We start from the raw sequence: 24479 nt of genomic DNA on the forward strand, positions 1-24479 counted from the left end.
ATACAGGTTTATTTTTATGGCTGTAAATGTTTATTGACACTTTCTATTTTGCTCTCAAGCGTCGTTTTTTTGTCACGCCTGTCATCGATACGGATATTCGTTGCCACTCTGTGCAATCCTTTTTGAAATGGCGCTTCGTGAATTGCCTGAATGACTGCAAAAAGGTCACTGAGTTCTCCCTCGATCAGCGTATTCATCGGTGTCAGCTGATATTTGATTTTCCCTTCTGCTTGATATCCTTCTAATATCTTTTGCACATCGGCTACGTAAGCACTGACACTGGGTGTTTCCGTACCGATTGGGATAATGGTTACATCTGCGATAGCCATCGTTATTCCATCTCCTTTTGATCAATGATGAGTTGCTTCGTTTCATGTGATTTCAATAAAATAATTTGCTCAAAATGAAAGCCGTATAACGCATATTTCCCGTTCGGAGATATTTGAATCGGCTCCATTTCCCGCAGAGACACAAGATCTTTTGTCTCTCCCGATGCTACATTGACTGCTGCGAGCTTATATGCATCGCCGCTTTGTTTGAATGTATAAAACAGGCCTCCTGCTTCATCATAGTCATACTCCATTGGAGCCAAATTTGTATATTTCGCTTGGAGCGGCCATTTCGCTGTAACAGGTGATGTTGATTGCGGCGTTTTAAACTGATACGTCCCTTTTCCTCCGGAAGCTGATTTGACAGTAAAACTCATTTGATGGAAAGAATCGAAGAATAGAACGTCATCCTCAAGCTTCTGTTCCGTCTTAGAAGCTGTATCGAACGTATATAAAGGCCCTGTTTTATCGTCTCTTCCCTCTTTTACATAATCAAATGTATTTTTGGATGTCCAATGAATGAACGGAACCTGTACCGGGCTTAAGAAAGATTCGTCTTTTTTAGCATTCACCTGATATGTATGGAAATCCCAGTTTTCATTGAATTCCGTCACCATCATTTGATAAGGATCATACTGATTCCAAGCAGCCTCAAGCTCATACGTTTCGTAATCTTTTTCGTAAAGCGTCTCTCCTTCTGCATTAAGCAAAACCACTGCCGTCTTTTGGCTATGTGTGATTTGCAGCAGAATCATCTGCTCCCTCGCATTGATTTGAACATCAACGATTTGACCATCCGTTTGATAGAGCTTTTTCGCTTTGCCTGTAAAGATGCGGTACGCAAAAAGCTCTGTTTTCGTCGGATTAGACGCAGTATATAATATTGTGCTGTTATTCAGCCAGCCTTCCGCCCCATCCGCTTTTTCCGCGGAAAGCGGTATGATGTCTTTTTTCTCATCTTTTGCCGCCGATGCCTGTTTTTGCTGCTGATGAGATGGTTCGCATGCCGATAAACTAAACAGCAATACCGCCAGCAGAATAAAACAAACTGATCTCATCAGCATTCCCCTCCGATCATCTTTATTCTCTCATATTTGCTTCGGCAGAAAAAAGAAAAAGTTTCAGTTACTCATGAAAAAATAACGCCCTCCACAAGATACCGCTTGTGGCGTTATATATGTGTGAAAACTGCTGAAACGGCAAAGGATTTTGGCCTTTTCCAAGTTCCACCGTATACCCTTCCTTAAAATAATGGTGAATAAACCAATCACGAAATCCAGCATAGCTGTCTATATCCCTTACTCCCTTATAAATGTTCCCGCTTAACTCCTCAAAATCCTTTATGACGGCAGCAGATTCCTCAGGCTCAAGGCCTTTATAGCCCCAATAAATTTCTTCTCCTTGAGTATGAAGAGCCAGCAGTCTGTCAGGCGGATTCTCCGTGATCAGCCGGTACATCGCAATAGATTCCGGCTCCGTAAGCGGAGAGATTCCCGGAAAATCACGGTAGCTGGGTGCTGTCGGTTTTCGGTATTTTTCAATTTCCCATAATGATGGAAATTGTTTATTTAAATCAACCCCGTTTATATTCGCCTTCCATTCATTAAAATTTGAACGATGTTCATTTAGCCTTTCGAGCTCATCTCTTCTGGCTCCCATGACTTCTGATCCGTTTAAAACAAGATCAACGCCATCCGGATTGACAAGAGGAACGAGGGATAAGGATGTGCTGTTAAACAGCTTTATGGGAGAAAAGCCAAAGAAAGGCGAATTGCAGCATAATGACATACAGTATTCCTTCAACCATTTTAGCAGGACAGACGTTGTAATCCACTCATTCGCATGAAATGACGCGTTCATATGGACCTTTTTTACGGCATGCTCCCCACCAGCCTTCAGCTCCCAGATAGGCCTGCCGAGTACAGAACGGCCAATTTCCCGGCATGAGACAAACGGAAAAACATCAATAATCTTCTTTATTTCCTTTTCAACAGCTGAATCATCATAGATTTTCTCTTGCTCAATCCAGCTATCTGAAAGTTTCAGCTGCCGAGGCTGTAAAAAGCGCTTTATGTCCTGAATGGTTTGAAGCTCTTTGCCGCTATGCTCCTCTATCACATAACCAGGGCAATACAATTGATGTTTTTGTGCGGAGCGATTTGCACTTTTAAGCAATGCCTCGTCTATCTTCAGTTCTTTCGCCACATTGGCCAAATTGTTCTTGATCTCAGGTTTCACAGTAATAAACGCCATCATCATCCCCCTTTTTTGTTACTATATGACAGCGTATTTAAAAAAAGAAAGCCTCCCGCTCACTTCGATGCGGGAGACATTGTGATTATGATGCCTGATCAAGCATTTGTTTTTCTTTCCGCTTTGACGAATTGTCCAGCCTTTTCTGGTCATAAAATCGCAACAAATCCCCATAAATGATTTCATCAGAAAGTGATAGCTCCTGTTTTGCTTTATCAGCAAATGCTTCACATTGTTTTGTCTCTTCTAACGGTTTTCCCGTCTCTTTGTCATAACACGCACCGTCTGTATAAACAACCTGATCTGTGATAAAGCTCCCGTCCCGGAGCACCGTGAAGTCCAGTTTTTCGTCTGAAAGCAGATCGTTGCCGAATTGAATTTGATCTTTCGTATCAATCCCTAAAAGATTCATCAGCGTCGGCCTGATATCAATCTGCCCGCCTACTGTTTCAATGGTTTGCGGCTTTTTATCAGTAATACCCGGAATATGAATGACCAGCGGCACTTTTTGGAGCTGTACCTCTTCAAATGGGGTTATTTCTTTTCCTAAAAACTGCCCCATCGCTTCATTATGGTTTTCTGATATACCATAATGGTCACCATATAATACAATAACAGAGTTGTCGTATAACCCGTCTTCCTTCAGCTTTTCGATAAACCGTTTCAGCGCCTCATCCTGATAACGCACTGTCGGAAAATATTTATTTAGCGTCTGGCTGCTTGAATCATATTCATCAATCAATTGATCCTCTTCATCAAGATCAAACGGGAAGTGGTTCGTCAGTGTAATCAGCCTCGAGTAAAACGGCTGAGGCAGATTTTTCATCAGCTCTGAAGACTGCTCAAAAAATTCTTTATCCTTAAGTCCCCAGCCGACTGAATTTTCGTCAGTTACATCATACGAGTTAATATCAAAAAACGAATCATATCCAAATGAGTCGTACATTAAATCACGATTCCAAAAGCTCTTATTATTAGCGTGGAACACCGCTGAATAGTATCCGCTGTTTTTCAAAATTTCAGGAGCGGCCATATATTGATTGCCCGCATTCGTAAAAAACACGGCACCTCGTCCAAGCGGATACAGTGAATTGTCCACGATAAATTCAGAATCCGAGGTTTTCCCCTGGCCTGTTTGGTGGTAAACATTATTAAAGTTGTAGCTCTGTTTTATAAAGTCATTCAGAAAAGGCGTGATTTCTTCTCCATTCAATTTTTCATTAATCACGAAGCTTTGCGTCGACTCTAAGGATACGAGAATGACGTTCCTTCCTTTTGCAGCGCCGAATAAGCGTTTGTTGGCATCCTTCGCATTAGCGGTTACGTAGTTTTCAATCTCCGTCAGGCTGTTGCTGTCTGCCAACGCTCTCTGTGCGGATTGCTTTGACTGAAGAACGCCATCGTAAATATGAAAATTAAACAGGCTAATGTTTTTAACAAGCATTTCTCTGTCAAATGAGCGTGTCAATAGCTGAGGCCTTTCCGCCTCAGACAAGCCCAGGTTGAAGAAATAAACAGAAGCAACGAACAAAAAATAAGCCGCCCGTTCATTTTTCGTTGAGGGAATGTCCGATTGAAAAGCTTTTTGCCGGATGTGAAGCCATATTAAAACCGCAATATCTACAGCTAATAGGAGGTCTGTCGGCTCAAGAAGTGTTCCGATGCTGCTTCCGAGATCACCCATATTGCTCGTTTGAAAAAGAACAGGGATTGTTAAGAAATCATTGTAAAAACGGTAAAAAACCATATTTGCCAGCAATACAAACGTGACAAGACAGCTCATCGCGATAATGTAGCGATTTCTGTTTTTGCCTTTTAAAAACAGGCTGAGGCCAAAAATAAGCAACAAAAAACTCAATGGGTTGATAAACAGAATAAATTCCTGTGTTAGATTGTCGATTTTAATATGAAAACTGGTTTTGTAAACAGCATACGTTTTCAGCCACATCAATAAAATGGCAATCAGCATAAATGAAATCTTCGAAAAAAACGTTTTTCGCATTTCAACCTCCTATGCAGCACGCTCAAAAAAATCAGTCTATTCCCAACATTCTCATTAACACATCAAATTAAATCTTAACCTGAGTACAACAAAAAATCAATTTCATTTACACAATTTTAACAATTTTGATGTTTCAGCCATTCATTTTTAGCGATCCAAGCGCCTCCGATAACGCCGGCATCATTTCCAAGTGCTGCGATTGAAATATCAGCAGCTTGGGCTGCCCGCGGAAACGCGCATTTGCGGAATGTTTTCTCGACTTTTGATCTCAGCAGTTCTCCGGCTCTCGATACGCCGCCGCCAAGAACGATTTTGGATGGATTAAGCGAGCTTGCCAAATTTCCGAGCACCAAACCAAGGTGCTTGGCTACATAATCAACCACCTCAAGGGCAATTTCATCATTTTCACCCGCCGCTTCAAACACATCCCGCGCTGACAATTGTTCGGTTGCTTGTAAACGTGTCGTCTTTTTAGCATTTGCTATTTTTTCTTTTGCAATTCTTACAATTCCGGTTGCTGACGCAATTGTTTCGATACAGCCCGTTTTGCCGCAGTTGCAGGGCGCTCCGCCTTCAGGGATGCTGCAAATATGGCCGATTTCTCCGCCGGCGCCATTTATGCCATGTACAATTTCACCATTTGCAATGATGCCGCCGCCAACTCCTGTGCCAAGCGTCACGAGAATGACGTCTTTTGCGCCATCACCCGCTCCCTTCCACATTTCCCCGAGCGCAGCAATATTCGCGTCATTTTCTATAACAGCTGGGATGCCGGTTTCTGTCTCCAGATGGTTTTTCAAAGCATAATTTTTCCACCCTAGATTTACTGTTTCATAAACAACTCCTGCCGCCATATCTACAGGGCCTGGTGCACCCATTCCGATGTATTTGATGATGTGCTTCGGTTTTTGCAGCTCATCCAGCTTGCCGTCGATAGTTTTTGCAATTGTGACAGTAATCGTGTCGCCGGTTTTATCAGTCGGAACTTCCCACTTATGCTGAATTTCGCCATATTGATTAATAAAAGCGAGTTTAATCGTCGTTCCTCCCAGGTCAATGCCCGCAAACCATATCTCGTCCATTTTTATCACCTTAGCCTTTATAAAAATCTCTTCCGTTTTTTGTTTGTTCCAATTCTTTTCGAAGGACAGCTGCCGCTCTGGCCCACTGCTCCTTTTCAATCATGTGGTTCATGTATAATTCCTTTAATTCATCCAGCATAAACTCAATTTCAAGCTCTCTGTCTCCAAAATAAACAATGTGGCCAAACGTTTTTAACAGCTGCTGCACATCATAAAATGTATTCATTTTCCTCACCATTTCTTGAACTTAACTATCATAAGCGTATTCATAAGGAAGCGGTCAGTCAAGAAGAAAACGCTGACAAAAAAGCCAGCTTCCTTTCCATATTCCACCTCTATGATTCTTTATTGTTTTCAATTTGCCGCTGCAGCTCCTTGTAGCGCTGCTCCTTCGGCTTCAGTTTCACAGCCGTCTGGATGGCCTTTTCTGCTTGTGCAAGCTCATTTTTTTCCGCATACAATAACGCTAAATTGTAATAGGAAGCATGGTCTTTAGGTTCTTTTTTCACTGCTCGTTCCAAAAGGGAAACCGCCTGATCATATTCGCCGATTTGAATATCAGAAACAGCAAGAATTTTCAAAAGATCGGCAGAGGCATCTTTTTGCGCTGCTTCTCCGTTCAGCAATTCTGTTACTTCTTCATACTTTCCTTCCTGATACAGCTCGCTTGCCTGCTGAATCAGCGCTGACTCCTGGTGTGAAGGCGAATGCAATCCGTAATATAAAAATCCAACAGCCAAAGCAATCAGCAAAACCGCTGACAACAATCTTTTTCCAAAGGCTCCGGCTTTAGGCAACCCCAGTGCTGCTGCAGCGAAAAAGCCGCCAATCAAGCCGCCGATATGTCCTGAATTATCAATATTCGAAACCGCAAAACCAAAGCCCAGATTGATGATAATAATGACAATAATATTAGTTCCTATAGTTCTTAAAAACATTTTTCGATTAGACAAAGCAACATACAGTAATGCACCTAAGCATCCGAATATGGCTCCTGATGCCCCTGCCGAAGGATACGGGCTGAACACAAAACTCGCAATCGAACCCGTAATGCCAGCAGCCAGATAAATCAGCAAAAATCTCCCCGATCCATACATCCGCTCAACCGCTGTACCAACCGACCATAAAGCCAGCGTATTAAAAGCTAAATGCGCTATGCCGATGTGAAGCACGATCGGTGTCAGAAGCCGCCACCATTCTCCTTGTGCAATCAGGCTGTTTTCTTTTGCTCCAAAAGCGACCAGCGTCTCCGTATTAGTGCTCCCTCCGTTTATTTCGAGCAAGAAAAACATTAGGATCTGAAGCGCAATAAATAAATATGCAAAAAACGGTTTTCCGTTTTGAAAAACCGTCGCTTCAGTTTTTCTCTGTTCTTCTTGTTTCAGCACTAGCGAAAGGAAACGTTCTCGCGCCATTTGCACGTCTTCAAACGAAGCGTGTTCCTCTGTACAATCTTCTGTACGAAATGATGGAAAAACCGCTTGAAGATCATCTCGAAGCATCGTTCCTCTAACGATCGCCGGCTCAACTGACACAGTTCCCTTCTCAAACATTTTTTTTGCAATCTCTTCCCAGTCATCAACAGGGGCTTCCGTTGAAAAAAACACATTCAGCAGCTTCATCCTTCGTCTGCCCAATTGATGTCTGACTCGTTCTACTCGTTCGGCCTGCTCTTCGATGTCTCTAACCATTTCTTGACGGAAATCAAGATCGTGCTTATAAAGACGAACTAGATCATGAGAGGACTTGTCCGGCGCTTCCAGCCATATTTCATCTGACTCACCGGCTTGTATGACGCCATACCCGCTATTCACCAGGTGCGCCGCAATTTTCCAATATGTATACTCCAGCAAAAACATGTTTACCGCTCCAATAGTTTTTTTTCATTATAACAGCTGGCGCTCCCAAACGCCTACTGAAAGCAAAAAATCCCGTTTTTCACGGGATTTTAGAAAGCTTGCTGTATAAACTTATTGCGGATAAATGGAATTCTTAAAAACAAATGGATAAAAGACCGCCTGATTCCTGGCTGGCTGAGTACAGTATTCATAAGACGGTAGCGATTTTGATAAAACATGACGGCAGAAACCGCGAAAATGGCATAAATCAAAAGTTTTTTCATGATATCCCTCCTGCCAATAGGGTTTGTTATTCTGCCTTATTTATTCTCGAATAAGGGACAGGAAAGTTATGAAAAACAAGAAATAATCCGATCCTCTGTTATCAGCTTATGTACCGGGATGTCATGTGGTAGACTGGGTACGTGCGCATACAACTGGCACTCCAAAAGCAATGAGACTGTCTTCCCTTCATATTCACTTAAATAGCGATCATAATAGCCGCCTCCAAAGCCGACCCTAAACCCGTTAACATCAAAACAAACACCTGGAACGATCATCAAGTCAATTTGTGATGGGTTTACTTCTTTTGTTTTTTCAATTACCGGCTCGAGCAGTCCGGCGTACACGGTTTCGAGCTGATCATCAGTCTGATATGTGCGAAATTGCATTTTCTTCGTGTCCGGATGGCATTTTGGGATGCAAACTTGTTTCCCTTCTTCCCAAGCCTGCTCAATGACAGGACGCGTCGGTATCTCTAATCCTCTGGAAATAGTGACGGCAATGGTGCCGGCATTTTGCCACTCCGGCAGAGAAAACAAGTACTTATACATACGTTCCGTTTTTTGAAGAATATCTTCATTTGATAAAGCAGACAGTGCCTCCAGCGTCTTTTTTCTTAATTGTGATTTCATCTCTCATCCCCCTCGGAATAGAAAAAAGCCAGAACCTTTTTCAAAGCTCTGGCTTTTTTCTTACACCTCAAACAGCAAGGCTGTTATTTTGTTTCACGGTGTAACGTAGATTTTTTATCACGTGGGCAATATTTTTTAAATTCAACGCGGTCTGGATTGTTGCGTTTGTTCTTTTTAGAAATATAGTTACGCTCACCACATTCAGTGCAAGCCAAAGTAATATTAACGCGCATTATTTTCCCTCCAAACTAAAATCATTTACTTATTCAGACTTATATATAATACCACTATAATGGACGGAATGCTAGGCTGTTTTTCAATGAATTGCTGAATTATTGAAGATACGCTCATAAAGCTGCAAATATGATGACGTAATGAGTCGGGGGTGGTGGAGCTTGAACACTTGTTGTCTGCCAGCTTCTTTTATCCGGCGGGCTTTTCCCCGGTCTTTTAAAAAACTGTCCAGCAGATCAGCCGCTTCCTGTACGAGCGTAAAATTAGCGATGATTGCCGTTTTGTCATGAACGGCATAATCACAAAAACCACCCGACTGAGAAACGACAGTCAGCACACCTTGTTCCATGCTTTCTTGCGCGGCAAGCCCAAACGGTTCATAAGAACTAGGGAAAACAGCCATTTCACAGTGAGACAGTAACGTTCTGATGTCTTTCCTATTTAGAAACGGCAGAAACATGACACGATCCTTCAGGTTATATGCCGCAGCCAATTTCTCATAGGAGGACAGAGACGGCCCCTCCCCAGCCAGCACTAGATAGAGGTCAGGCTGACGCTGTTTCAAGATGGCAAATACCTTTAACAGCTGCGAAAATCCTTTTTCCGGAACGAACCTTCCATATGAAAAGAGGAATCTTCTATTTATGCTTCTTTGGATTTTCCCCTTCTCTTCCTCCATAGATGCAGGGCTTGGGATAACGGTTATTTTTTTATGTGCTGCCTTATTAAGAGACCGCTTCATAAATGTGCTTAATACGATCAATGCATCAGCCGATTCTATAAGGAGCCGTTCGGTCTTGAGCCTGTATGGGTGTGGGGCTTCTCGGCACACCTTCTTCCTTTCTCTTTCAAGACCGTGGATTGTCGCAGTAAGCGGAAGGCCAAGCCGTTGTTTCAAATACTGGGCGGCAGGGGCAGTTGTGTCATCATGGGCATGAATCATATCAAAGCGTTTATTGTGTGATAACACATGGCGAACCATTGTAAAGTTAGCATCAGCTATGTAATCTTCAAACTTCGCATACGAAAACAGCTGCCCGCTCGGAGTACAAACTGTAATGTTGATATGAGGCTTTAAATAGGAAATGAGGCGGTTTAAATGGACACCGAGCCCGCTTTTCGGCTCATCGGGATGTTCGGGTGAAAGCATGAGAATGTTCACCGTTCTTTTTCCCCTCTCCCATAACAGGTGTATGCAGAAAATTGCGCCTCCCACCTGGTGTGCGCTTCTTCAATCTGAAAACTGTTTATATGACGAATCCCATTTTCATCAAGATAGATGTCGTCTGTACCGGCAAGCTTGAGAGAGACATTCATTGAATTCACAATTCTGTATTCAGCCCGATATACAGCATCACCAGCCGCCTGTCTAATCGTCCATTCTCCTTTATCATACGTTGTGCGTTTTGTCCTGACAGCTTCAATGTCTTTTCTTTTGATGACAATGCGCAATTCTTTTATCATATCCTGCGTTTTTTCGAAAAGGACCGCTTCAGCCAGCCGCATTGTTTCTTCTGAGATTTCCCAGCTTACGGTCAAGGTGTGAGCGTTTTGAATGATTATGTCGAATGTGTCCCTAAAAAAGGAAAGCTTATGTCGTATATTATAGGGAAATGGGTGTTTATCCATGGACTCCTAACATTCTCCTTTCCAATCGTTCACTTCGTGTTCCTATTAAACCATTACATAAAGAAGAAGCAAAGAAAGATTTCTCGACAAAATCTCGTTTTTTTCGCGAATTCCTTTAGAAACTATTGGTTTTATGGTATAAAAAAGAAGGATAAAAAAAGAATAGAAGGTGATGAAACGTGGAAATTGCTATTATTGCGTTGTTTATCGTCAGTATAGCGCTAATTGCATTCTCATATTCTCAAAGAGACCCGATGAAAGATGTAGAACAGGAGCTCGAAACACTGCAGCTTTCTGCGATGCAGGAAATTTACAAGCTCAAAAAGAAAATGACAGTGCTTGAGGAAGAATTACTGGAAACAAACCTTGTCATTCGCAAATCAAAGCAGAACGATATCAATCAAAAAATCGCTAAACAAATACTTTCTAAATATAATAACGGTATGTCAGCTGAAGCGATTGCTAAAGCTGAGCATGTATCAGTGGAAGACGTGAATACGATTATCAAAGATAATGAGAAGGTGCTCGTATGACAAAACGGGGCATTCAGGCATTTGCTGGCGGCATCATTTTAGCGACAGCCGTTCTTGCAGCTGTTTTTTATCTGACTGACGAAGACCAAGCCGCTGCTGTAAAAGATAATAAAACAGTAACTGAACAAGACGTGAACAATTACCTTGATTCTAAAAAAATGGTTTCTGTGAACCGTGATGAATATCAAAAACTTCTTGATTCAAAAGAGAAATCGTTGACCGATGACAACAGCTCAGACACGAAAACAGACAAAGTCAAAACGTACAAGCTCAAAATTAAAGATGGCATGAGCACTGCGGATGTATCTGCTATTCTTGAAAAAGAGGGCATTATCTCTTCGGCTCAAGACTTTAATGACTATGTCATTGATGCCGGCTATCACAAAGAAATTCGTGCCGGCGAGTTTAAAGTAAAATCAGACATGAGTTTCAAAAAGATCGTAAAAACGTTAACACGATAAAAAAACAGGCTGACTCAGCCTGTTTTTTCATCCAAACTTTCCTGAAATGTAATCGAGCGTTCTTTGGTCCTTCGGGTTAGAGAACATTTTATTCGTATTGTCGCATTCAACAAGCTCGCCCATGTAGAAAAAGGCGGTTTGATCAGAAACCCTTGCTGCCTGCTGCATGTTATGCGTGACAATGACAATTGTGTATTTATTTTTCAGCTCTAGAATGAGTTCTTCAATTTTTCTCGTTGAGATTGGATCTAGTGCAGATGTCGGTTCATCCATCAGCAAAATATCAGGATTGGTCGCAAGTGCTCTGGCGATGCAAAGACGCTGCTGCTGGCCCCCTGACAGCGATAGCGCGGACGTATGCAATCGATCCTTCACCTCATCCCATAACGCCACGTCTTTTAATGACTTTTCCACAATTTCCTGAAGCTTCTTCTTATTTTTGGTGCCGTGGACTCTCGGTCCGTAAGCCACATTATCAAAAATAGATTGCGGAAACGGATTCCCTTTTTGGAATACCATGCCGATATTTTTTCGCAAATCCACGATGTCCACTTTATCCTTTAAAATATTGCTGCCATTATAGTTCAGCTCACCTGCAAGCTTTACATTCGGCGTCATTTGAATCATTAAATTCAATGTCTTGATAAAGGTCGATTTCCCGCATCCGGATGGCCCGATAATCGCCGTAACCTCACTTTCATAAATGCTCAAATTGATATTTTTTAAAGCATGATGCTTTCCATACCATAAGTTCATTCCATTGACTTGATAGACTTCCTGTTTCATTACAGCTTCGGTAGCAATACTCATTGCCGCCCTCCTATCCGAATTTCCCGTTAATATAATCCTCTGTCTTTTGCTTTTTCGGACTCGTGAAAATCTGTTCGGTCTGTCCGTACTCTACAAGCTCGCCGTTTAAAAAGAATGCCGTCCGGTCAGAAACCCGCAGAGCCTGCTGCATATTGTGTGTGACAATAATAATTGAGTATTCTCTTTTCAATCCTGTAATTAATTCCTCTATTTTTGCATTTGAAATCGGATCAAGCGCTGAAGCTGGTTCATCAAGCAGAAGAACAGCCGGCTTCATCGCAAGCGTTCTCGCGATGCATAAACGCTGCTGCTGGCCGCCGGATAACGAGAGTGCGGATGAATGTAAACGATCCTTCACCTCATCCCAGAGCGCTGCTTTTGTTAAACTTTCTTCCACAATTTCATCTAAAACAGCTTTATTCCGCTCTCCGGCATATTTCAATGCATGTGTGATATTCGCATAGATCGATTTCGGAAATGGATTTGGTTTTTGAAAAACCATTCCGATTTCTCTTCTCAAGCTGACAACGTTAATATTGCCGCCCAATATATTTAATCCTTCATAAAGGATTTCACCTTCCGCTCTTGCAGATGGAATTAAATCGTTCATTCGGTTAATATTTCTCAAAAAAGTAGATTTTCCGCATCCCGACGGCCCAATTAAAGCAGTCACCGCATTTTTTTCAATATCCATGTTTACATGATGAACGGCTTGTTTATTTCCGTAAAAAATAGACAGATCTTTGACCTCAAGCACGTGATTCTGCTTCGGAACAATAACAGCTCGCTCAGTTTTTTCTTTTACCATTTGTTCAGACATGTTTTTCGCCTCTTTCCGTTCTAATTTGCCGTAAGCTTTTTGTAGATCATCGTGCCAAGCCATCTCGCCGCGAGATTAAACACAAGAACAGAAATCACCAGCACGGCAGAACCACCGTTGGCAATCGCTTCAGCATCCGGAATCATTCCTTGTGTATTGACGTTCCAAATGTGGACCGCAAGTGTTTCAGCGGGCCTGAAAATATTAAGCGGTGATGTTTCCGAAAACGGGTTCCACTCCGTAAAATTAAGACGCGGTGTTGTCAGGCCTGCCGTAAATAATAATGCGGCCGCTTCCCCGAACACCCTTCCTGACGCTAAAATTGCTCCTGTGATGATAGAAGGAATCGCACTTGGAATTAAAACTGTTTTTACGGTATGCCAGCGTGATACACCTAAAGCGAGAGAGGCTTCCTTCAGATCTTTAGGGACTGAACGGATCGCGTCTTCTGTCACACGCACCATGACAGGAAGGTTAAAAACAGTTAACGCAAGCGCTCCGCCTATGATCGTATATCCCCAGCCTGTTAAGTTGACAAACATCAATAATCCAAACATCCCAATGACAATAGACGGAAGAGATGAAAGCACCTCTATACATGTTCTGATGAAGTCAGTTACTTTGTTATTAGGCGCGTATTCAGCCATGAAGACTCCGCCGCCCACACCGAGCGGGATTGTAATCAGCATTGTAATAAACAAAATATAAAAGGAGTTAAACAGCTGATCTCGTATGCCTCCTCCAGCTGCAATGGCGCTCGATTTTGTTGTAATAAATTGAAAACTGAGCTGAGTAACACCGTTTATAATAATATAGGAAAACAAACCTACTAAAATGGCAGCGATAATGGCTGCACACAAACCAAACATTCCGGTCGCTAGTTTATCTGTTATTTTGCGGTTCATTACACTTTCCTCCTAGATGACAAGTAGCGAATAAGCAGGATGAACAGGAATGACATCACCAGAAGCACAAGCCCCATTGACCACAGCGTATTGTTTTCAACACTTCCGTATGTGGTGTGGCCCATATTCAGCGTGATGATCGTTGTCAGCGTTCCCGCAGTGTCAAACAGGCTTTCCGGCAATACTCTTGTATTTCCAATGACCATCTGAACAGCCAAAGCTTCGCCGAACGCCCGAGCCATGCCTAACACAACAGCTGTCATCAATGTTGGAAAAGCTGCAGGCACAAGTACTTTTCTGATCGTCTGCCATCTTGTCGCACCAAGCGCGTAAGAACCCTCTCGTAAACTCTTCGGAAGAGAAGCCATTGCATCAGCAGAAATCGATGTGATCGTCGGCAGAATCATGACGGAAAGGACAATCGTTCCCGCCAATAAACTGTGCCCTGTTCCGCTCGATTTGAACTGGGCGATAAACGGCACCAATACTGTAAGACCTATGAATCCATAAACAACAGATGGAATACCGACTAAAAGCTCAATCACCGGCTGCAGCACTTTCTTTCCCCAATTCGGGGCAATCTCTGTCATAAAAATCGCACCTGCAATGCCAAGCGGCGCAGCGATTAGAGCAGAAAGAATCGTTACTGCAAATGAGCCAAAAATAAATGGCAGCACTCCGTATTTCGGATCACTATCTGTAGGATTCCAATTTAAGCTCGTTAAGAATTCAATTGGGCTTACACCATTTACAAGAAAAGATTGCAGCCCCTTCACGCCGAGGAAAATGGTGATTGCAACAGATGCCGCAATCATAATCAGCGCACATGCTGTTACAATCATTCTTCCCCGAACTTCATCCAATTGCCGATTTTGCCTTGAGCTGATTAAACGCTCGCTCACAGACATATTTTCTCTATTGTTTATCATTGTTTTACACTCCTATGAATGTGTTAAGAGGAGAAACGGTTGTCCCCGCACTCCTCTTTTTATTAAGATCAGCTTTGCTTCCCTTTGGCATCGCGTGTCACTTTCATATCAGTAACCGGAATGTAGCCTTGGTCAGTAACAATGCTTTTTTGAATGTCTTCACTCTTTAGATAATCAAGAAATTCTTTAGCTAAACCTGTCGCTTCACCTTTTGTATAAGAATGCTGATAAGCCCAGATCGGATACTCGCCAGTTGCTACATTTTTCGCTTCAGGTTTAACACCGTCAATAGATAGAGCAGTTACTTTGTCATCTGTTAAATATGAGAATGCAAGATATCCAATCGCTCCCGGAGTATCAGCAATGATCTTTTTCACCGTGTTGGAGGAATCTTCAGTAATGCCTTCTGCAGGCTCCGCTCCGTCAAGCGCATATTTCACAAATGTAGCACGTGTGCCAGAAGAATCAGGACGGTTTACAAGTGTAATCTTTTGGTCTTTGCCGCCGAGCTCTTTCCAGTTTTTAATTTTGCCAGTGAAGATTTTTTTCAATTCATCTTTTGAAATATCCTTTACACCAGCATCAGGGTTTACAGCTGCTGCCATACCAACTACAGCGACTTGATGATCGACAAGCGCTTTTGCATCGATGCCTTCTTTTTCTTCAGCAAAAACGTCTGAATTCCCGATCTGAACAGCTCCTTCAGAGACTTGAGAAAGCCCTGTTCCAGAACCGCCAGCTTGTACCTGTATATCAGCATCAGGGTTTTCTTCCATAAATTTTTCCGCGGCTGCAAGTACTAGTGGCTGCATGGCCGATGAACCAGAAATGGTTAAAGAACCTGATGCCTTTTCTTCTCCTTTTGCAGAATCGCTATTCGATTTTTTACTTTCTCCTGCATTTCCGCATGCAGCTGCAATCATCATAAATGCAGCCATCAGAAGCATAAGCACCAATTTGTTTTTTTTCATTTCCTGAATTCCCCCTGCGTATAATGTGTAATTTGTCCTACACGTATAGAGTAAAGGTTCTATGTAAAAAGGGTTTGAACCGAATGTTAAGGTTTTGTAAATCAGTGCGTTTTTTTGTATAAAAAAAACGCCCACATCATGTGAGCGTTTCTTTTTAGTTATCAGAAGACGTTGTGTTTTCTGCATTTTCTTCAATTTTGTCTTTATTCTTTTGCTGAGTATCTTCTTTGTCCTGCTTCGATTTCAGCTCAAAATATTTATCCATTACTTCCCTGCCGATTTCGTTTGTAATGGTATATTTAGCGCTGTAATCAATATAAGCCCAAGGGACTACTACAGAGATCGCAATCTCAGGATTATCAGCCGGTGCATAGGCAACAAGTGTCGTATTATAAGTCGATGTTCCTGTTTTTGATTTATCAGGTCCATCATAGAACGATTGTGCTGTTCCTGTTTTACCGGCAGGCTGATATGACGCTGAAGCAAATTGGCTGGCAGCTGTCCCTTTTGTCATCACCCGTCTGAATCCGGCCTGAACCTCTTTAATATATTCACTCTTCATGTCGATTTTATTCAGCACTTCCGGCTGAACGGATTGTACGACAGCACCGATTCCTTTTTCAGGATTAGGATCCCTGACTTCTTTCACAAGCTGAGGTTTTAAGCGATACCCGCCGTTTGCAATCGTTGATACGTATTGCGCCAGTTCCAGCGGTGTATATGTGTCGTATTGGCCGATTGCATAGTCAAGCAAGAATCCCGTCAATCTGTCTGTTCCTTTATAGCCTGTCATTTCATTCGGAAGATCAATTCCAGTTTTGACACCTAATCCAAATTGGCTGAAATAATTACGGAACGTATCAAAGGCCGTCGTATCAATCGGTAAAGCTTGGTGCGGTTTATATTCACCTTTTCCGAGCGCGATCGCTGTTTTAAACATAAATACGTTAGAAGACTGCTCTAAGGCTCTTTGAATATTGACCGGTCCTAAGTTAGTCCATGACTTTTTACCGCGTTTATCCTGACCAATATATAAAGGTTCATCTTGAAAAACAGTATTCAGATTGATAGCTCCGGTTTGAAGGCCTGTCAAGACTGTTGCGCCTTTGACTGCTGAACCCATGGCGTAAGATGACGTCATTGTACCTAAAGCGTAATCATCAATTTTATATTTCCCATTTTCTTGTTTAATCTGCTTGCCCGCCATTGAAAGCACTTCACCGTTTCTTGGGTCCATCATGACAACGAATGCCCGGTCTAACAATTGCGTGCTTGGTCTTGCTTTAGCAGATTTGAGGTTCTTCTCAATGATTTTTTCCACTTCTTTTTGCAAATCAATGTCAATCGTAAGCACGAGATCTTTACCGGCTTTACCTTCAGAAACGGTTTTCGTTCCCGTGACATTGCCGTTTGAATCTGTGATATTTTCGACTTTGGCTTTTTGGCCCTGCAGAAGGCTTTCGTATTGGTATTCCAAATAGCTTTTTCCTACCCTGTCATTACGGCTGTAGCCAAGCGACAGATAATGGTCGAGCAAGTTGGACGGCAATCCTTCATTAGAGCTGGAAACACTTCCGAGCACTGAGCGAAGAAGGTTTTTATAAGGATATTCACGTTCCCAATCGGACGTGACATCAACACCTGGCAGTTCGTCTAAATGTTCACTTACCACTGCCATTTCCTTCGCTGATACATCTTCGTTTTTGATATATTGAGGGGTTAATGCATAGCCCGAATCCATCTGTCTTTTGATAGCAAGGATCTGCATATCTTTATCCGTCAATTCATTCAGCTGCTTATCAGTAATCCGTTTTAGCTGAAGCTGGTATAAATCGTCATCGGATATTTTTTTGTCTTCAACCTGCTGTCTTTCTTTAGAGCTAATGAGCTTTTTCGCTTCTTTCGGTCTAGTCAAAATCCAATAATCTTTTTTATCCCGTTCTGTTACTTTTTTTGTATCGACTTTGATCATGTCAGACAGCTTTTTTGCGATCTTTAAGCGCTGTTCTTGCGTGGTCGATTTAGATCTCGTGTATGTGATTGCATTTAAAGCCTTATTTGTCACAATGGCATTAAAGTTTCGATCATAAATTTTCCCGCGTGGTACCGCTGAGCTGACTTCACTTTGTTCCTGCTTATTCGCTTGGTTTTTGTAATCATCGCCTTGCACGATCTGCTTGATGCCCAGTTCCACAATAATCCAGGTAAATATAACAAAGGCAGCTAAAAATAAAATATTCAGCCGGATCGGAAGCGACTTCTTTTTCTCTTTATGATTTTGCTTTTTTGGTTTATTTCTCCTCATAACATCACCTTTTCTATTTACAGAAAGAAAAGACACTCAAGTAAGAGTGCCAGTTTTCATTTTAAAGGTTTTTTCGACTTTTTTCTACAGATAACCCCTTTTTGGCAAAAAAATTATCTCTCGCCTTTTAACAGGGTCGGTTCTGTTACCCGTTTTTGGCCGTCTTCTTCCATGGTTTCATTTTCCCCTTCTTTCTCCTTAAAACGAATATCCTTGACAAAGTAATAAATCAAAGGATGTCCTATACCCAATATCGCAAGTGACAAAGGAATTCCCACATCCTCTTTCAGAAGGGCCACAATCAGGAGAAAGCACAAAATGGAAACAATTCGGCCGGCGTTCAAGAACATTTCTCTAAGCACGATATATTCAATTCTTGCTTTTCTGGCATGCCTCGCCCGCCCTATCACATCATATGTAAGTGATACATATGGCACAAGCAACAGAGGATAGCCGATGGCAATAAAAACGCCGTACGTTAATAATGTCGAAAAGCTCATATGGAACAGAATCAAAAACAGCGCGCCATACAAAATAAGTCCGCCCAGCAAAATCGATTTTTTTCTCGCCTTTTTCTTAATCAGCCTGGATGCAAAGTAGTAGGCAAAGAAGGAAACAGCTGAATTGACAAGACCGAATGTACCGAGAGCAAGTTCGCTGTTTGTCTCAATAAATACAAACACACTGATTAAAAAGACAAAAATCCCTTCTCTCAAACCCTGAAAAAAATGCGCATTCGTGATTCTCCGCCAATTCATATTGCTATGGCGCTCTCCAAATACTTTGCTCAGCATAAAACGGCCCTTTGATTCTCTCCGTTTTAAGAAAAAGCTCATCACGACGGCCAGGGCAAATAAACTGAGGGAGAGACTGAAAATCACTGTATAACCCGTATTATTTTCAAGCCTTGAGATCACGAATCCGGCTACAATCGGGCCGATCATTCCTGCAGAGGAAGACAGAATGCCCATAAACCCGTTGAAAAAGTCTCGCGTATCCGGCTCTGTTATTTCAAAGGTCAGCACGTTAAACGCTAGCCAATAAAAGCCATAGCCCACTCCGAGCACCGCGCCGATTAGCACGAGGCGGCTGGCCGCCGTTTCTCCGGCTAAAAGCACACTTAAATAAAAGGCAGCTAAAAAAATGACGCCGAACCTTAAAATGAATACCCTGTCTATTTTTTTGGCTAACCGTCCAGCCAAATAAAAGGTTATCGGCTGCATTGTCACAATGGATAAATTATATATCGCCAAATCAATAAATTTCCCTGACTGCTTCCAAAGATACACATTAACAAATGTATTGGACAGTGCAATTCCCAGCGAATAAAGCCCGCCAATGGTCAGCAGAAAGAGTAACCCTTTGTTTACGTCTACATCGCCTATCACTTTTTTTAGTTTGCTCATTACTGACTCCCCTTTACTATCCCTTAGTCTGTCTCACTCAAACCGAGATATGTAAAAAGAAGACATAAAAAAACAAGGTCCCATAATGAGGACCTTGTTTGTGCCATTATTTTGCTTCGCTGTATAGACGAGCCACTTCGTCCCAGTTTACAACATTCCAGAAAGCTGAAATGTAATCAGGACGGCGGTTTTGATAGTTAAGGTAGTAAGCATGCTCCCAAACGTCAAGACCTAAGATAGGCGTTTTGCCTTCTGAAAGCGGAGAATCTTGGTTTGGCGTGCTTGTGATTTCAAGTTTACCGTTGTTCACAACAAGCCATGCCCAGCCAGAACCGAAGCGTCCAGCTGCTGCTGCTGCGAATTGCTCTTTGAATTTGTCAAAGCTTCCAAATACACTGTTGATCTCTTCAGCAAGCGCGCCAGTCGGTTCGCCTCCGCCGTTTGGAGATAAAAGTGTCCAGAATAATTTGTGGTTCGCGTGTCCGCCGCCGTTGTTGCGGACTGCAGTGCGGATGTTTTCAGGAACAGAATCAAGATCTGCAACAAGCTCTTCAACTGATTTGTTGGCAAGAGCAGTGTTTCCTTCAACCGCTTTGTTTAAATTTGTCACGTATGTGTTGTGGTGTTTCGTATGGTGAATAGTCATAGTTTCCTTGTCGATATGCGGTTCTAAAGCATCGTACGCATAAGGTAATTCTGGAAGTTCGTAAGCCATGATAATTCCTCCTTAGTATATATGTACTGAAATGCCGCTTCACAGCGAGCCTTTCTTCATTCAATGTAACAAAAGAATGCTTTGTAATCAATGAAAAAGCTCACGATTTGGCTCATTTCAGCGGACATATTTCACTTTAACCGATAATCTGCCCCATTAAACCTGCCGCCAGCATTTCTTATAGGACCGTCCATAAAAAGTATCCGATCATCAAAAGCTGTATGATGCCCTTTGCAATAACCCCTGTTAAAAAACCAATGAGTGAGCCGAGGCCAATTTTAAACGCTGACTTTAAGTCCTTCTGATGGACGATAAGTTCTGCGCAAACAGCCCCGATAAACGGCCCCAATATGATCCCTGCAACCGGAATGACAAAAGGCCCGATTAATAAACCGATCGTGCTTCCCCATATGGCAGCTTTGCTTCCTCCGAACCTTTTTACTCCAAGCAGATTCGACACGTAATCTGCTGCGAATAATACTGCCGCAAAAACTGCCTCAACAAGCCAGAACATATAAGAATACGGACTGAATGAAAATAAAAATCCGTACAATACAAATCCGGCAACAATAAATACTACGCTCGGAATAACAGGATACACCAGCCCGATAAAGGCAATGATAAAAACCGCTGCAATCAACAGCCAATACAACATATCCATAGCTTCCATCCTCCCATTTTACTCTTTCTTCTTTATGTCTTCCTTGTATTCACACGCATGCAACGATACAATAAGCAACATATATTAGTTTAGCTAGGAAGTGAAGATAGTGAATGTGTTTCAGCTTTTCATTAAAAGTACATACTCTCCCCGTGATATTGCAAAAACAAGATTTCAAGGAATCGGAAAAGCGATTCTTTATGTATTTTTGCTCTCTGTCCTGTTTGCAATCCCTACCGCTTATTATGTAAGTACAGGGACCGTAAAATCAATGAACGGCTTTAAAACTGTTTTAAACAAAGATTTCCCTGATTTCACAATTTCAAACGGCAAACTTCAAACGGATGAGAAAAAAGCCACGGAATCTCAAGCAAATGGTTTCGTTATCGTGTTCGATCCAACAGACTCCTATGGCACTGAACAAATTGAAGCAAAGCAAAACGCAATCGGCATCCTTCAGAACAAATTTGTTTTGGCCATTGACGGACAAGCCCAAGAAATGTCTTACTCAATGATGCCGTCAGAGTTACAGAAAAAAGATGTCATTGCAGGTTTAAACCAAAATAAAGCGATGATTGTAACTGTTCTCTCAGCTCTTATTTTTCTCGTAACTGCAGCGGGAAAATTTATTGAAGTATCGTTTTTAGCGCTTATCGGGTTAATCATTAAGAATTCGCAGAAAAAACATTTATCCTATCATCAGCTCTGGAAGCTTTCTGCTTATTCCATCACCCTTTCAACTGTATTCTTTACAATCATGCGGGCATTAGAAGCAACCGTACCAAGTGAATTTTTGCTGAACTGGTTTGTCAATTTTGTCATCCTGTTTCTCGTTTTAAAAGAGATTCCGTCCAAAAAAGCTGCTGTATAAACCGAGGCTGCATTCGCAGTCTCTTTTCTTTTGTCATGAATCGAAATGGACAAGCATACTATGGTATAAAATTTCGTATGCGGGAGGAAAAGCGATGAAGCGTCTCACCTTAGTATGCAGCATTGTTTTTATACTTTTTATTCTTTTTTATGACCTTAAAATTGGAACCATCCCCATTCAGGACCTCCCTGTCTATGAAGCATCAGCAAAAACGGCTGTACAAGAACCGGCTTATAAAACGGTGAAGGTAAAGCCGGGTGATACGGTTATGTCGATAGTCGGATCAGCAGGTTCTCCGGATGACATTGTAAAGGATTTTGAAGCACTGAATCCAAATGTGAAAGCCAATGCCATTCAAGCGGGAACAGCGTATAAATTCCCGGTCTACCCTTAATTTAACGTTAATTTCTTGTCAGTTCGGCGAAGACACTGTTACAATGTAATTTGTAAAATAAATTCACATAAACCATACTAGAATTGTTATATCTAGAAGCGGCAACTACAATTAAGGAGCGATTGCAAGTGAGTGAAATCACACATCGTACAAAAACGCGTCCCGTCAAAGTGGGACCTTTAACAATAGGCGGCAACAATGAAGTTGTCATCCAAAGCATGACAACAACAAAAACACATGATGTAGAAGCAACGGTTGCAGAAATTAACCGTTTGGCTGAAGCCGGATGCCAAATCGTTCGGGTAGCATGTCCGGATGAACGGGCAGCAAACGCCATTGCGGATATTAAAAAGCGCATTTCCATTCCTCTCGTTGTTGACATACATTTCGATTATAAACTTGCGTTGAAAGCCATTGAAGGCGGCGCAGATAAAATCCGAATCAACCCCGGCAACATCGGCCGGCGCGAAAAAGTTGAAGCGGTTGTTAAAGCGGCCAAAGACAAAGGCATTCCGATCAGAATCGGAGTAAACGCCGGTTCATTGGAAAAACGCATTTTAGAAAAATACGGTTATCCGACTGCCGATGGAATGGTAGAAAGCGCACTTCATCACATTAAAATTCTTGAGGATCTTGATTTTCACGATATTATTGTCAGCATGAAGGCCTCTGACGTGAACCTTGCAATCGAGGCTTATGAAAAAGCGGCGAAAGCGTTTGACTACCCGCTTCACCTCGGGATCACCGAGTCAGGAACACTGTTTGCCGGCACAGTAAAGAGCGCAGCAGGACTCGGCGCCATTTTAAGCAAAGGCATCGGGAACACCATGCGCATTTCACTAAGCGCAGACCCTGTAGAAGAGGTAAAAGTAGCAAGGGAGCTTCTGAAATCTTTCGGCTTAGCCTCCAATGCTGCCACGCTCATCTCATGCCCGACTTGCGGCCGTATTGAAATTGATCTAATCAGCATTGCCAATGAAGTGGAAGAGTATATTTCTAAGGTAAAAGCGCCAATTAAAGTTGCTGTTCTCGGCTGCGCTGTAAACGGACCTGGTGAAGCGAGAGAAGCTGATATCGGAATCGCCGGCGCACGCGGTGAAGGACTGCTGTTCCGGAAAGGGAAAATTGTCCGTAAGGTTCCAGAGGAAACGATGGTAGAAGAACTCAAAAAAGAAATTGACATTCTTGCTGAGGAACACTACGCAAAACTTGAAGCTGAAAAAGCAAAATTAAAAGAAGAAACACAAAAAGCTTGACGGGAACCCGTCAAGCTTTTTTGTGTTAGAAAAATGGAATAATAAATATTCCAAGCACTAATGAAACGACACCGATACCCATTGCCCAGGCTCCAAGGCCTTGAGCACCTCTTCTTCTTGCGATATAGCCGACAATAATACCAGCAGCTCCCAATAAAACAGGCAGTACAAACAATGAAATGATGGACAAGGCTAAAGCGATATATCCTATTCCCCGTCCTTCATTGACATTGCCGCCGCTGCGATCATTGTCTTGGTCATTGCTGCGGTCAGCAGCACGATAAGGCTCTGCGATTTCAGCAGCTGTTTCCTCAAAAAAACCGTCATTGTCGCGGGTAATATTTGTCCCTTCAGACCCATGATCAACATAGTAACTGTCGTTATCACGCTTTTCGTAATCGTTTGCCACCTTCAATTCCCCCTTCTGTTTTATTAAAGGAGCTTTTATAGTTTGATCCATTTTGCCTGATTCATGTTTGCTAAACTTTTCTGTTAATGTCAATTGTTTATGTTACACTTGAAGGGATGAAACTGAAGGAGTGTGGGCATGTTACGCTTAGGAATAGATATTGACGGCACAATCACGGCTCAGGATACATTCGTCCCTTATTTGAACCGTTCGTTTAATCTTTCCATTTCATTAAACGATATGACGGATTATGATTTAACAAAGCTGTTAAACATTACCCAGGAAGAATTTTGGGATTGGATGAATCAAAATGAAGCGATCATATATAAGGAAGCATTGCTTGCACAGCATGCGAAACAGTCACTTGATCTTCTCAAAGAGGAGCACAAGCTTATTTATATTACAGCGAGACGGACTCATTTAACTGATATTACCTATGAATGGTTTGACAGACAAAACATTCATTATGACCACATCGAACTCGTTGGCGGTCATCACAAAGTTGAAGCGGTCAAGAATCATAACATCGACCTGTTTTTTGAGGATCATCACGGTAACGCCATGATGATTGCGAAAGAAGCCGGGATACCGGTGATTTTGTTCAATTCCCCTTATAATCAGCTTCCGATTGATTCAAACATCATCAGAGTAAACAACTGGCTAGAAGCCGTTCAATGGATGAACAACAACAAGCATCACTTAATACGCGTCAATAACTGAAAAAGGAGCCCAAACCGGGCCCCTTTTTCATA

General features: G+C 42.2%; 28 protein-coding genes. 6 read left to right on the plus strand and 22 right to left on the minus strand.

From position 1 onward, the window contains the following. Nucleotides 1-14: 14 nt before the first annotated feature. The 12 genes from NSU05_RS12430 to NSU05_RS12485 form a co-directional block, all read right to left on the minus strand. The gene (locus NSU05_RS12430) at nucleotides 15-329 is read right to left on the minus strand and encodes an MTH1187 family thiamine-binding protein (protein WP_003230139.1); all 315 of its coding nucleotides are present in this window, start codon (nucleotides 327-329) and stop codon (nucleotides 15-17) included. Nucleotides 330-331: 2 nt separating this feature from the next. Further along, nucleotides 332-1393: a hypothetical protein gene (locus NSU05_RS12435; protein WP_082200961.1), complete on the minus strand. Its 1062-nt coding sequence runs from the start codon at nucleotides 1391-1393 to the stop codon at nucleotides 332-334. Nucleotides 1394-1454: 61 nt separating this feature from the next. Next, nucleotides 1455-2585 carry a M14 family metallocarboxypeptidase gene (locus NSU05_RS12440; protein WP_082200962.1) on the minus strand — a complete coding sequence of 377 codons (1131 nt, stop codon included), beginning with the start codon at nucleotides 2583-2585 and terminating at the stop codon, nucleotides 1455-1457. Between the two features lie 82 nt (nucleotides 2586-2667). Next, the gene (locus NSU05_RS12445) at nucleotides 2668-4584 is read right to left on the minus strand and encodes an LTA synthase family protein (RefSeq protein ID WP_029317906.1); all 1917 of its coding nucleotides are present in this window, start codon (nucleotides 4582-4584) and stop codon (nucleotides 2668-2670) included. A 116-nt stretch (nucleotides 4585-4700) separates the two neighbouring features. Then, a complete protein-coding gene (gene glcK / locus NSU05_RS12450) occupies nucleotides 4701-5666 on the minus strand; it encodes a glucose kinase GlcK (RefSeq protein WP_015714264.1) in 966 nt (321 codons plus the stop codon). 10 nt (nucleotides 5667-5676) lie between these two features. Beyond that, complete coding sequence (locus tag NSU05_RS12455; protein WP_004399107.1) at nucleotides 5677-5892, minus strand: YqgQ family protein; 216 nt, start codon at nucleotides 5890-5892, stop codon at nucleotides 5677-5679. Between the two features lie 109 nt (nucleotides 5893-6001). Next, the gene (gene yqgP, locus NSU05_RS12460; protein WP_038429300.1) at nucleotides 6002-7525 is read right to left on the minus strand and encodes a rhomboid protease YqgP; all 1524 of its coding nucleotides are present in this window, start codon (nucleotides 7523-7525) and stop codon (nucleotides 6002-6004) included. 89 nt (nucleotides 7526-7614) lie between these two features. Then, nucleotides 7615-7788: a hypothetical protein gene (locus NSU05_RS12465; protein WP_003230126.1), complete on the minus strand. Its 174-nt coding sequence runs from the start codon at nucleotides 7786-7788 to the stop codon at nucleotides 7615-7617. 66 nt (nucleotides 7789-7854) lie between these two features. Next, nucleotides 7855-8418 carry a 5-formyltetrahydrofolate cyclo-ligase gene (locus NSU05_RS12470; RefSeq protein WP_038429302.1) on the minus strand — a complete coding sequence of 188 codons (564 nt, stop codon included), beginning with the start codon at nucleotides 8416-8418 and terminating at the stop codon, nucleotides 7855-7857. 83 nt (nucleotides 8419-8501) lie between these two features. Then, a complete protein-coding gene (rpmG, locus tag NSU05_RS12475) occupies nucleotides 8502-8651 on the minus strand; it encodes a 50S ribosomal protein L33 (protein ID WP_003153056.1) in 150 nt (49 codons plus the stop codon). Between the two features lie 83 nt (nucleotides 8652-8734). Further along, nucleotides 8735-9814 (minus strand): glycosyltransferase family 4 protein, encoded by a 1080-nt coding sequence (locus NSU05_RS12480; RefSeq protein ID WP_038429303.1) that lies wholly within the window; start codon nucleotides 9812-9814, stop codon nucleotides 8735-8737. After that, nucleotides 9811-10281, minus strand: coding sequence for a hypothetical protein (locus NSU05_RS12485; RefSeq protein WP_009967744.1), 471 nt, complete (start codon nucleotides 10279-10281; stop codon nucleotides 9811-9813). Before NSU05_RS12485 ends, NSU05_RS12480 begins: the two co-directional genes overlap by 4 nt. Nucleotides 10282-10460: 179 nt before the next feature. Here NSU05_RS12485 and NSU05_RS12490 point away from each other — a divergent pair, with 179 nt between their 5' ends. Together NSU05_RS12490 and NSU05_RS12495 are read left to right on the plus strand one after the other, a co-directional pair. Further along, nucleotides 10461-10814 (plus strand): hypothetical protein, encoded by a 354-nt coding sequence (locus tag NSU05_RS12490; RefSeq protein ID WP_003245993.1) that lies wholly within the window; start codon nucleotides 10461-10463, stop codon nucleotides 10812-10814. Beyond that, nucleotides 10811-11275, plus strand: coding sequence for an endolytic transglycosylase MltG (locus NSU05_RS12495; protein ID WP_038429304.1), 465 nt, complete (start codon nucleotides 10811-10813; stop codon nucleotides 11273-11275). Before NSU05_RS12490 ends, NSU05_RS12495 begins: the two co-directional genes overlap by 4 nt. Before the next feature lie 27 nt (nucleotides 11276-11302). Here NSU05_RS12495 and pstB (NSU05_RS12500) read toward each other — a convergent pair whose 3' ends face one another. From pstB (NSU05_RS12500) to NSU05_RS12540, 9 genes are all read right to left on the minus strand, one after another. Next, nucleotides 11303-12085: a phosphate ABC transporter ATP-binding protein PstB gene (pstB, locus tag NSU05_RS12500; protein ID WP_038429305.1), complete on the minus strand. Its 783-nt coding sequence runs from the start codon at nucleotides 12083-12085 to the stop codon at nucleotides 11303-11305. 10 nt (nucleotides 12086-12095) lie between these two features. Continuing rightward, on the minus strand, nucleotides 12096-12905 hold the full coding sequence (gene pstB / locus NSU05_RS12505) for a phosphate ABC transporter ATP-binding protein PstB (protein WP_038429306.1): 810 nt from the start codon (nucleotides 12903-12905) through the stop codon (nucleotides 12096-12098). A 20-nt stretch (nucleotides 12906-12925) separates the two neighbouring features. Next, the gene (pstA, locus tag NSU05_RS12510; protein ID WP_038429307.1) at nucleotides 12926-13810 is read right to left on the minus strand and encodes a phosphate ABC transporter permease PstA; all 885 of its coding nucleotides are present in this window, start codon (nucleotides 13808-13810) and stop codon (nucleotides 12926-12928) included. Next, a complete protein-coding gene (gene pstC, locus NSU05_RS12515; protein ID WP_014477352.1) occupies nucleotides 13810-14739 on the minus strand; it encodes a phosphate ABC transporter permease subunit PstC in 930 nt (309 codons plus the stop codon). The genes pstA and pstC overlap by 1 nt, the downstream gene beginning before the upstream one ends. A gap of 68 nt (nucleotides 14740-14807) precedes the next feature. After that, nucleotides 14808-15710 carry a phosphate ABC transporter substrate-binding protein gene (locus tag NSU05_RS12520; protein ID WP_015714269.1) on the minus strand — a complete coding sequence of 301 codons (903 nt, stop codon included), beginning with the start codon at nucleotides 15708-15710 and terminating at the stop codon, nucleotides 14808-14810. A gap of 154 nt (nucleotides 15711-15864) precedes the next feature. Beyond that, entirely contained in the window at nucleotides 15865-18015 is a 2151-nt protein-coding gene (pbpA, locus tag NSU05_RS12525; RefSeq protein WP_014477354.1) for a penicillin-binding protein 2A, read from the minus strand. Nucleotides 18016-18128: 113 nt separating this feature from the next. Next, complete coding sequence (locus NSU05_RS12530; protein WP_003230095.1) at nucleotides 18129-19421, minus strand: MFS transporter; 1293 nt, start codon at nucleotides 19419-19421, stop codon at nucleotides 18129-18131. Nucleotides 19422-19527: 106 nt separating this feature from the next. Further along, on the minus strand, nucleotides 19528-20136 hold the full coding sequence (gene sodA / locus NSU05_RS12535; RefSeq protein WP_004398583.1) for a superoxide dismutase SodA: 609 nt from the start codon (nucleotides 20134-20136) through the stop codon (nucleotides 19528-19530). Nucleotides 20137-20314: 178 nt separating this feature from the next. Beyond that, nucleotides 20315-20797 carry a DUF456 domain-containing protein gene (locus tag NSU05_RS12540; RefSeq protein ID WP_004398518.1) on the minus strand — a complete coding sequence of 161 codons (483 nt, stop codon included), beginning with the start codon at nucleotides 20795-20797 and terminating at the stop codon, nucleotides 20315-20317. Between the two features lie 109 nt (nucleotides 20798-20906). Between NSU05_RS12540 and NSU05_RS12545 the strand changes: the two genes are divergently transcribed. The 3 genes from NSU05_RS12545 to ispG all read left to right on the plus strand — a co-directional run bounded on the left by NSU05_RS12545 (nucleotide 20907) and on the right by ispG (nucleotide 23318). Then, nucleotides 20907-21668, plus strand: coding sequence for a DUF1189 domain-containing protein (locus tag NSU05_RS12545; protein ID WP_015384107.1), 762 nt, complete (start codon nucleotides 20907-20909; stop codon nucleotides 21666-21668). A gap of 94 nt (nucleotides 21669-21762) precedes the next feature. Then, nucleotides 21763-22062: a LysM domain-containing protein gene (locus NSU05_RS12550; protein WP_003230087.1), complete on the plus strand. Its 300-nt coding sequence runs from the start codon at nucleotides 21763-21765 to the stop codon at nucleotides 22060-22062. A 122-nt stretch (nucleotides 22063-22184) separates the two neighbouring features. Continuing rightward, nucleotides 22185-23318: a flavodoxin-dependent (E)-4-hydroxy-3-methylbut-2-enyl-diphosphate synthase gene (gene ispG / locus NSU05_RS12555; protein WP_082200963.1), complete on the plus strand. Its 1134-nt coding sequence runs from the start codon at nucleotides 22185-22187 to the stop codon at nucleotides 23316-23318. 25 nt (nucleotides 23319-23343) lie between these two features. On the opposite strand, the gene NSU05_RS12560 is transcribed toward ispG, so the two are convergent. Beyond that, a complete protein-coding gene (locus tag NSU05_RS12560; protein WP_082201012.1) occupies nucleotides 23344-23733 on the minus strand; it encodes a DUF308 domain-containing protein in 390 nt (129 codons plus the stop codon). A gap of 132 nt (nucleotides 23734-23865) precedes the next feature. Here NSU05_RS12560 and NSU05_RS12565 point away from each other — a divergent pair, with 132 nt between their 5' ends. Then, nucleotides 23866-24447 (plus strand): nucleotidase, encoded by a 582-nt coding sequence (locus NSU05_RS12565; RefSeq protein WP_003246215.1) that lies wholly within the window; start codon nucleotides 23866-23868, stop codon nucleotides 24445-24447. Nucleotides 24448-24479 lie beyond the last annotated feature (32 nt).

Source organism: Bacillus sp. EU52 (assembly GCF_037964975.1).
Lineage (GTDB): Bacteria > Bacillota > Bacilli > Bacillales > Bacillaceae > Bacillus > Bacillus subtilis.

What these genes read in the sequence shown, in the direction of transcription:
- NSU05_RS12430 (WP_003230139.1), bottom strand. Translation starts at nt 329, where the DNA reads ATGGCTATCGCAGATGTAACCATTATCCCAATCGGTACGGAAACACCC.
- NSU05_RS12435 (WP_082200961.1), bottom strand. Translation starts at nt 1,393, where the DNA reads ATGCTGATGAGATCAGTTTGTTTTATTCTGCTGGCGGTATTGCTGTTT.
- NSU05_RS12440 (WP_082200962.1), bottom strand. Translation starts at nt 2,585, where the DNA reads ATGATGGCGTTTATTACTGTGAAACCTGAGATCAAGAACAATTTGGCC.
- NSU05_RS12445 (WP_029317906.1), bottom strand. Translation starts at nt 4,584, where the DNA reads ATGCGAAAAACGTTTTTTTCGAAGATTTCATTTATGCTGATTGCCATT.
- glcK (WP_015714264.1), bottom strand. Translation starts at nt 5,666, where the DNA reads ATGGACGAGATATGGTTTGCGGGCATTGACCTGGGAGGAACGACGATT.
- NSU05_RS12455 (WP_004399107.1), bottom strand. Translation starts at nt 5,892, where the DNA reads ATGAATACATTTTATGATGTGCAGCAGCTGTTAAAAACGTTTGGCCAC.
- yqgP (WP_038429300.1), bottom strand. Translation starts at nt 7,525, where the DNA reads ATGTTTTTGCTGGAGTATACATATTGGAAAATTGCGGCGCACCTGGTG.
- NSU05_RS12465 (WP_003230126.1), bottom strand. Translation starts at nt 7,788, where the DNA reads ATGAAAAAACTTTTGATTTATGCCATTTTCGCGGTTTCTGCCGTCATG.
- NSU05_RS12470 (WP_038429302.1), bottom strand. Translation starts at nt 8,418, where the DNA reads ATGAAATCACAATTAAGAAAAAAGACGCTGGAGGCACTGTCTGCTTTA.
- rpmG (WP_003153056.1), bottom strand. Translation starts at nt 8,651, where the DNA reads ATGCGCGTTAATATTACTTTGGCTTGCACTGAATGTGGTGAGCGTAAC.
- NSU05_RS12485 (WP_009967744.1), bottom strand. Translation starts at nt 10,281, where the DNA reads ATGGATAAACACCCATTTCCCTATAATATACGACATAAGCTTTCCTTT.
- NSU05_RS12495 (WP_038429304.1), top strand. Translation starts at nt 10,811, where the DNA reads ATGACAAAACGGGGCATTCAGGCATTTGCTGGCGGCATCATTTTAGCG.
- pstB (WP_038429305.1), bottom strand. Translation starts at nt 12,085, where the DNA reads ATGAGTATTGCTACCGAAGCTGTAATGAAACAGGAAGTCTATCAAGTC.
- pstB (WP_038429306.1), bottom strand. Translation starts at nt 12,905, where the DNA reads ATGTCTGAACAAATGGTAAAAGAAAAAACTGAGCGAGCTGTTATTGTT.
- pstA (WP_038429307.1), bottom strand. Translation starts at nt 13,810, where the DNA reads ATGAACCGCAAAATAACAGATAAACTAGCGACCGGAATGTTTGGTTTG.
- pstC (WP_014477352.1), bottom strand. Translation starts at nt 14,739, where the DNA reads ATGATAAACAATAGAGAAAATATGTCTGTGAGCGAGCGTTTAATCAGC.
- NSU05_RS12520 (WP_015714269.1), bottom strand. Translation starts at nt 15,710, where the DNA reads ATGAAAAAAAACAAATTGGTGCTTATGCTTCTGATGGCTGCATTTATG.
- pbpA (WP_014477354.1), bottom strand. Translation starts at nt 18,015, where the DNA reads ATGAGGAGAAATAAACCAAAAAAGCAAAATCATAAAGAGAAAAAGAAG.
- NSU05_RS12530 (WP_003230095.1), bottom strand. Translation starts at nt 19,421, where the DNA reads ATGAGCAAACTAAAAAAAGTGATAGGCGATGTAGACGTAAACAAAGGG.
- sodA (WP_004398583.1), bottom strand. Translation starts at nt 20,136, where the DNA reads ATGGCTTACGAACTTCCAGAATTACCTTATGCGTACGATGCTTTAGAA.
- NSU05_RS12540 (WP_004398518.1), bottom strand. Translation starts at nt 20,797, where the DNA reads ATGGATATGTTGTATTGGCTGTTGATTGCAGCGGTTTTTATCATTGCC.
- NSU05_RS12550 (WP_003230087.1), top strand. Translation starts at nt 21,763, where the DNA reads ATGAAGCGTCTCACCTTAGTATGCAGCATTGTTTTTATACTTTTTATT.
- NSU05_RS12565 (WP_003246215.1), top strand. Translation starts at nt 23,866, where the DNA reads ATGTTACGCTTAGGAATAGATATTGACGGCACAATCACGGCTCAGGAT.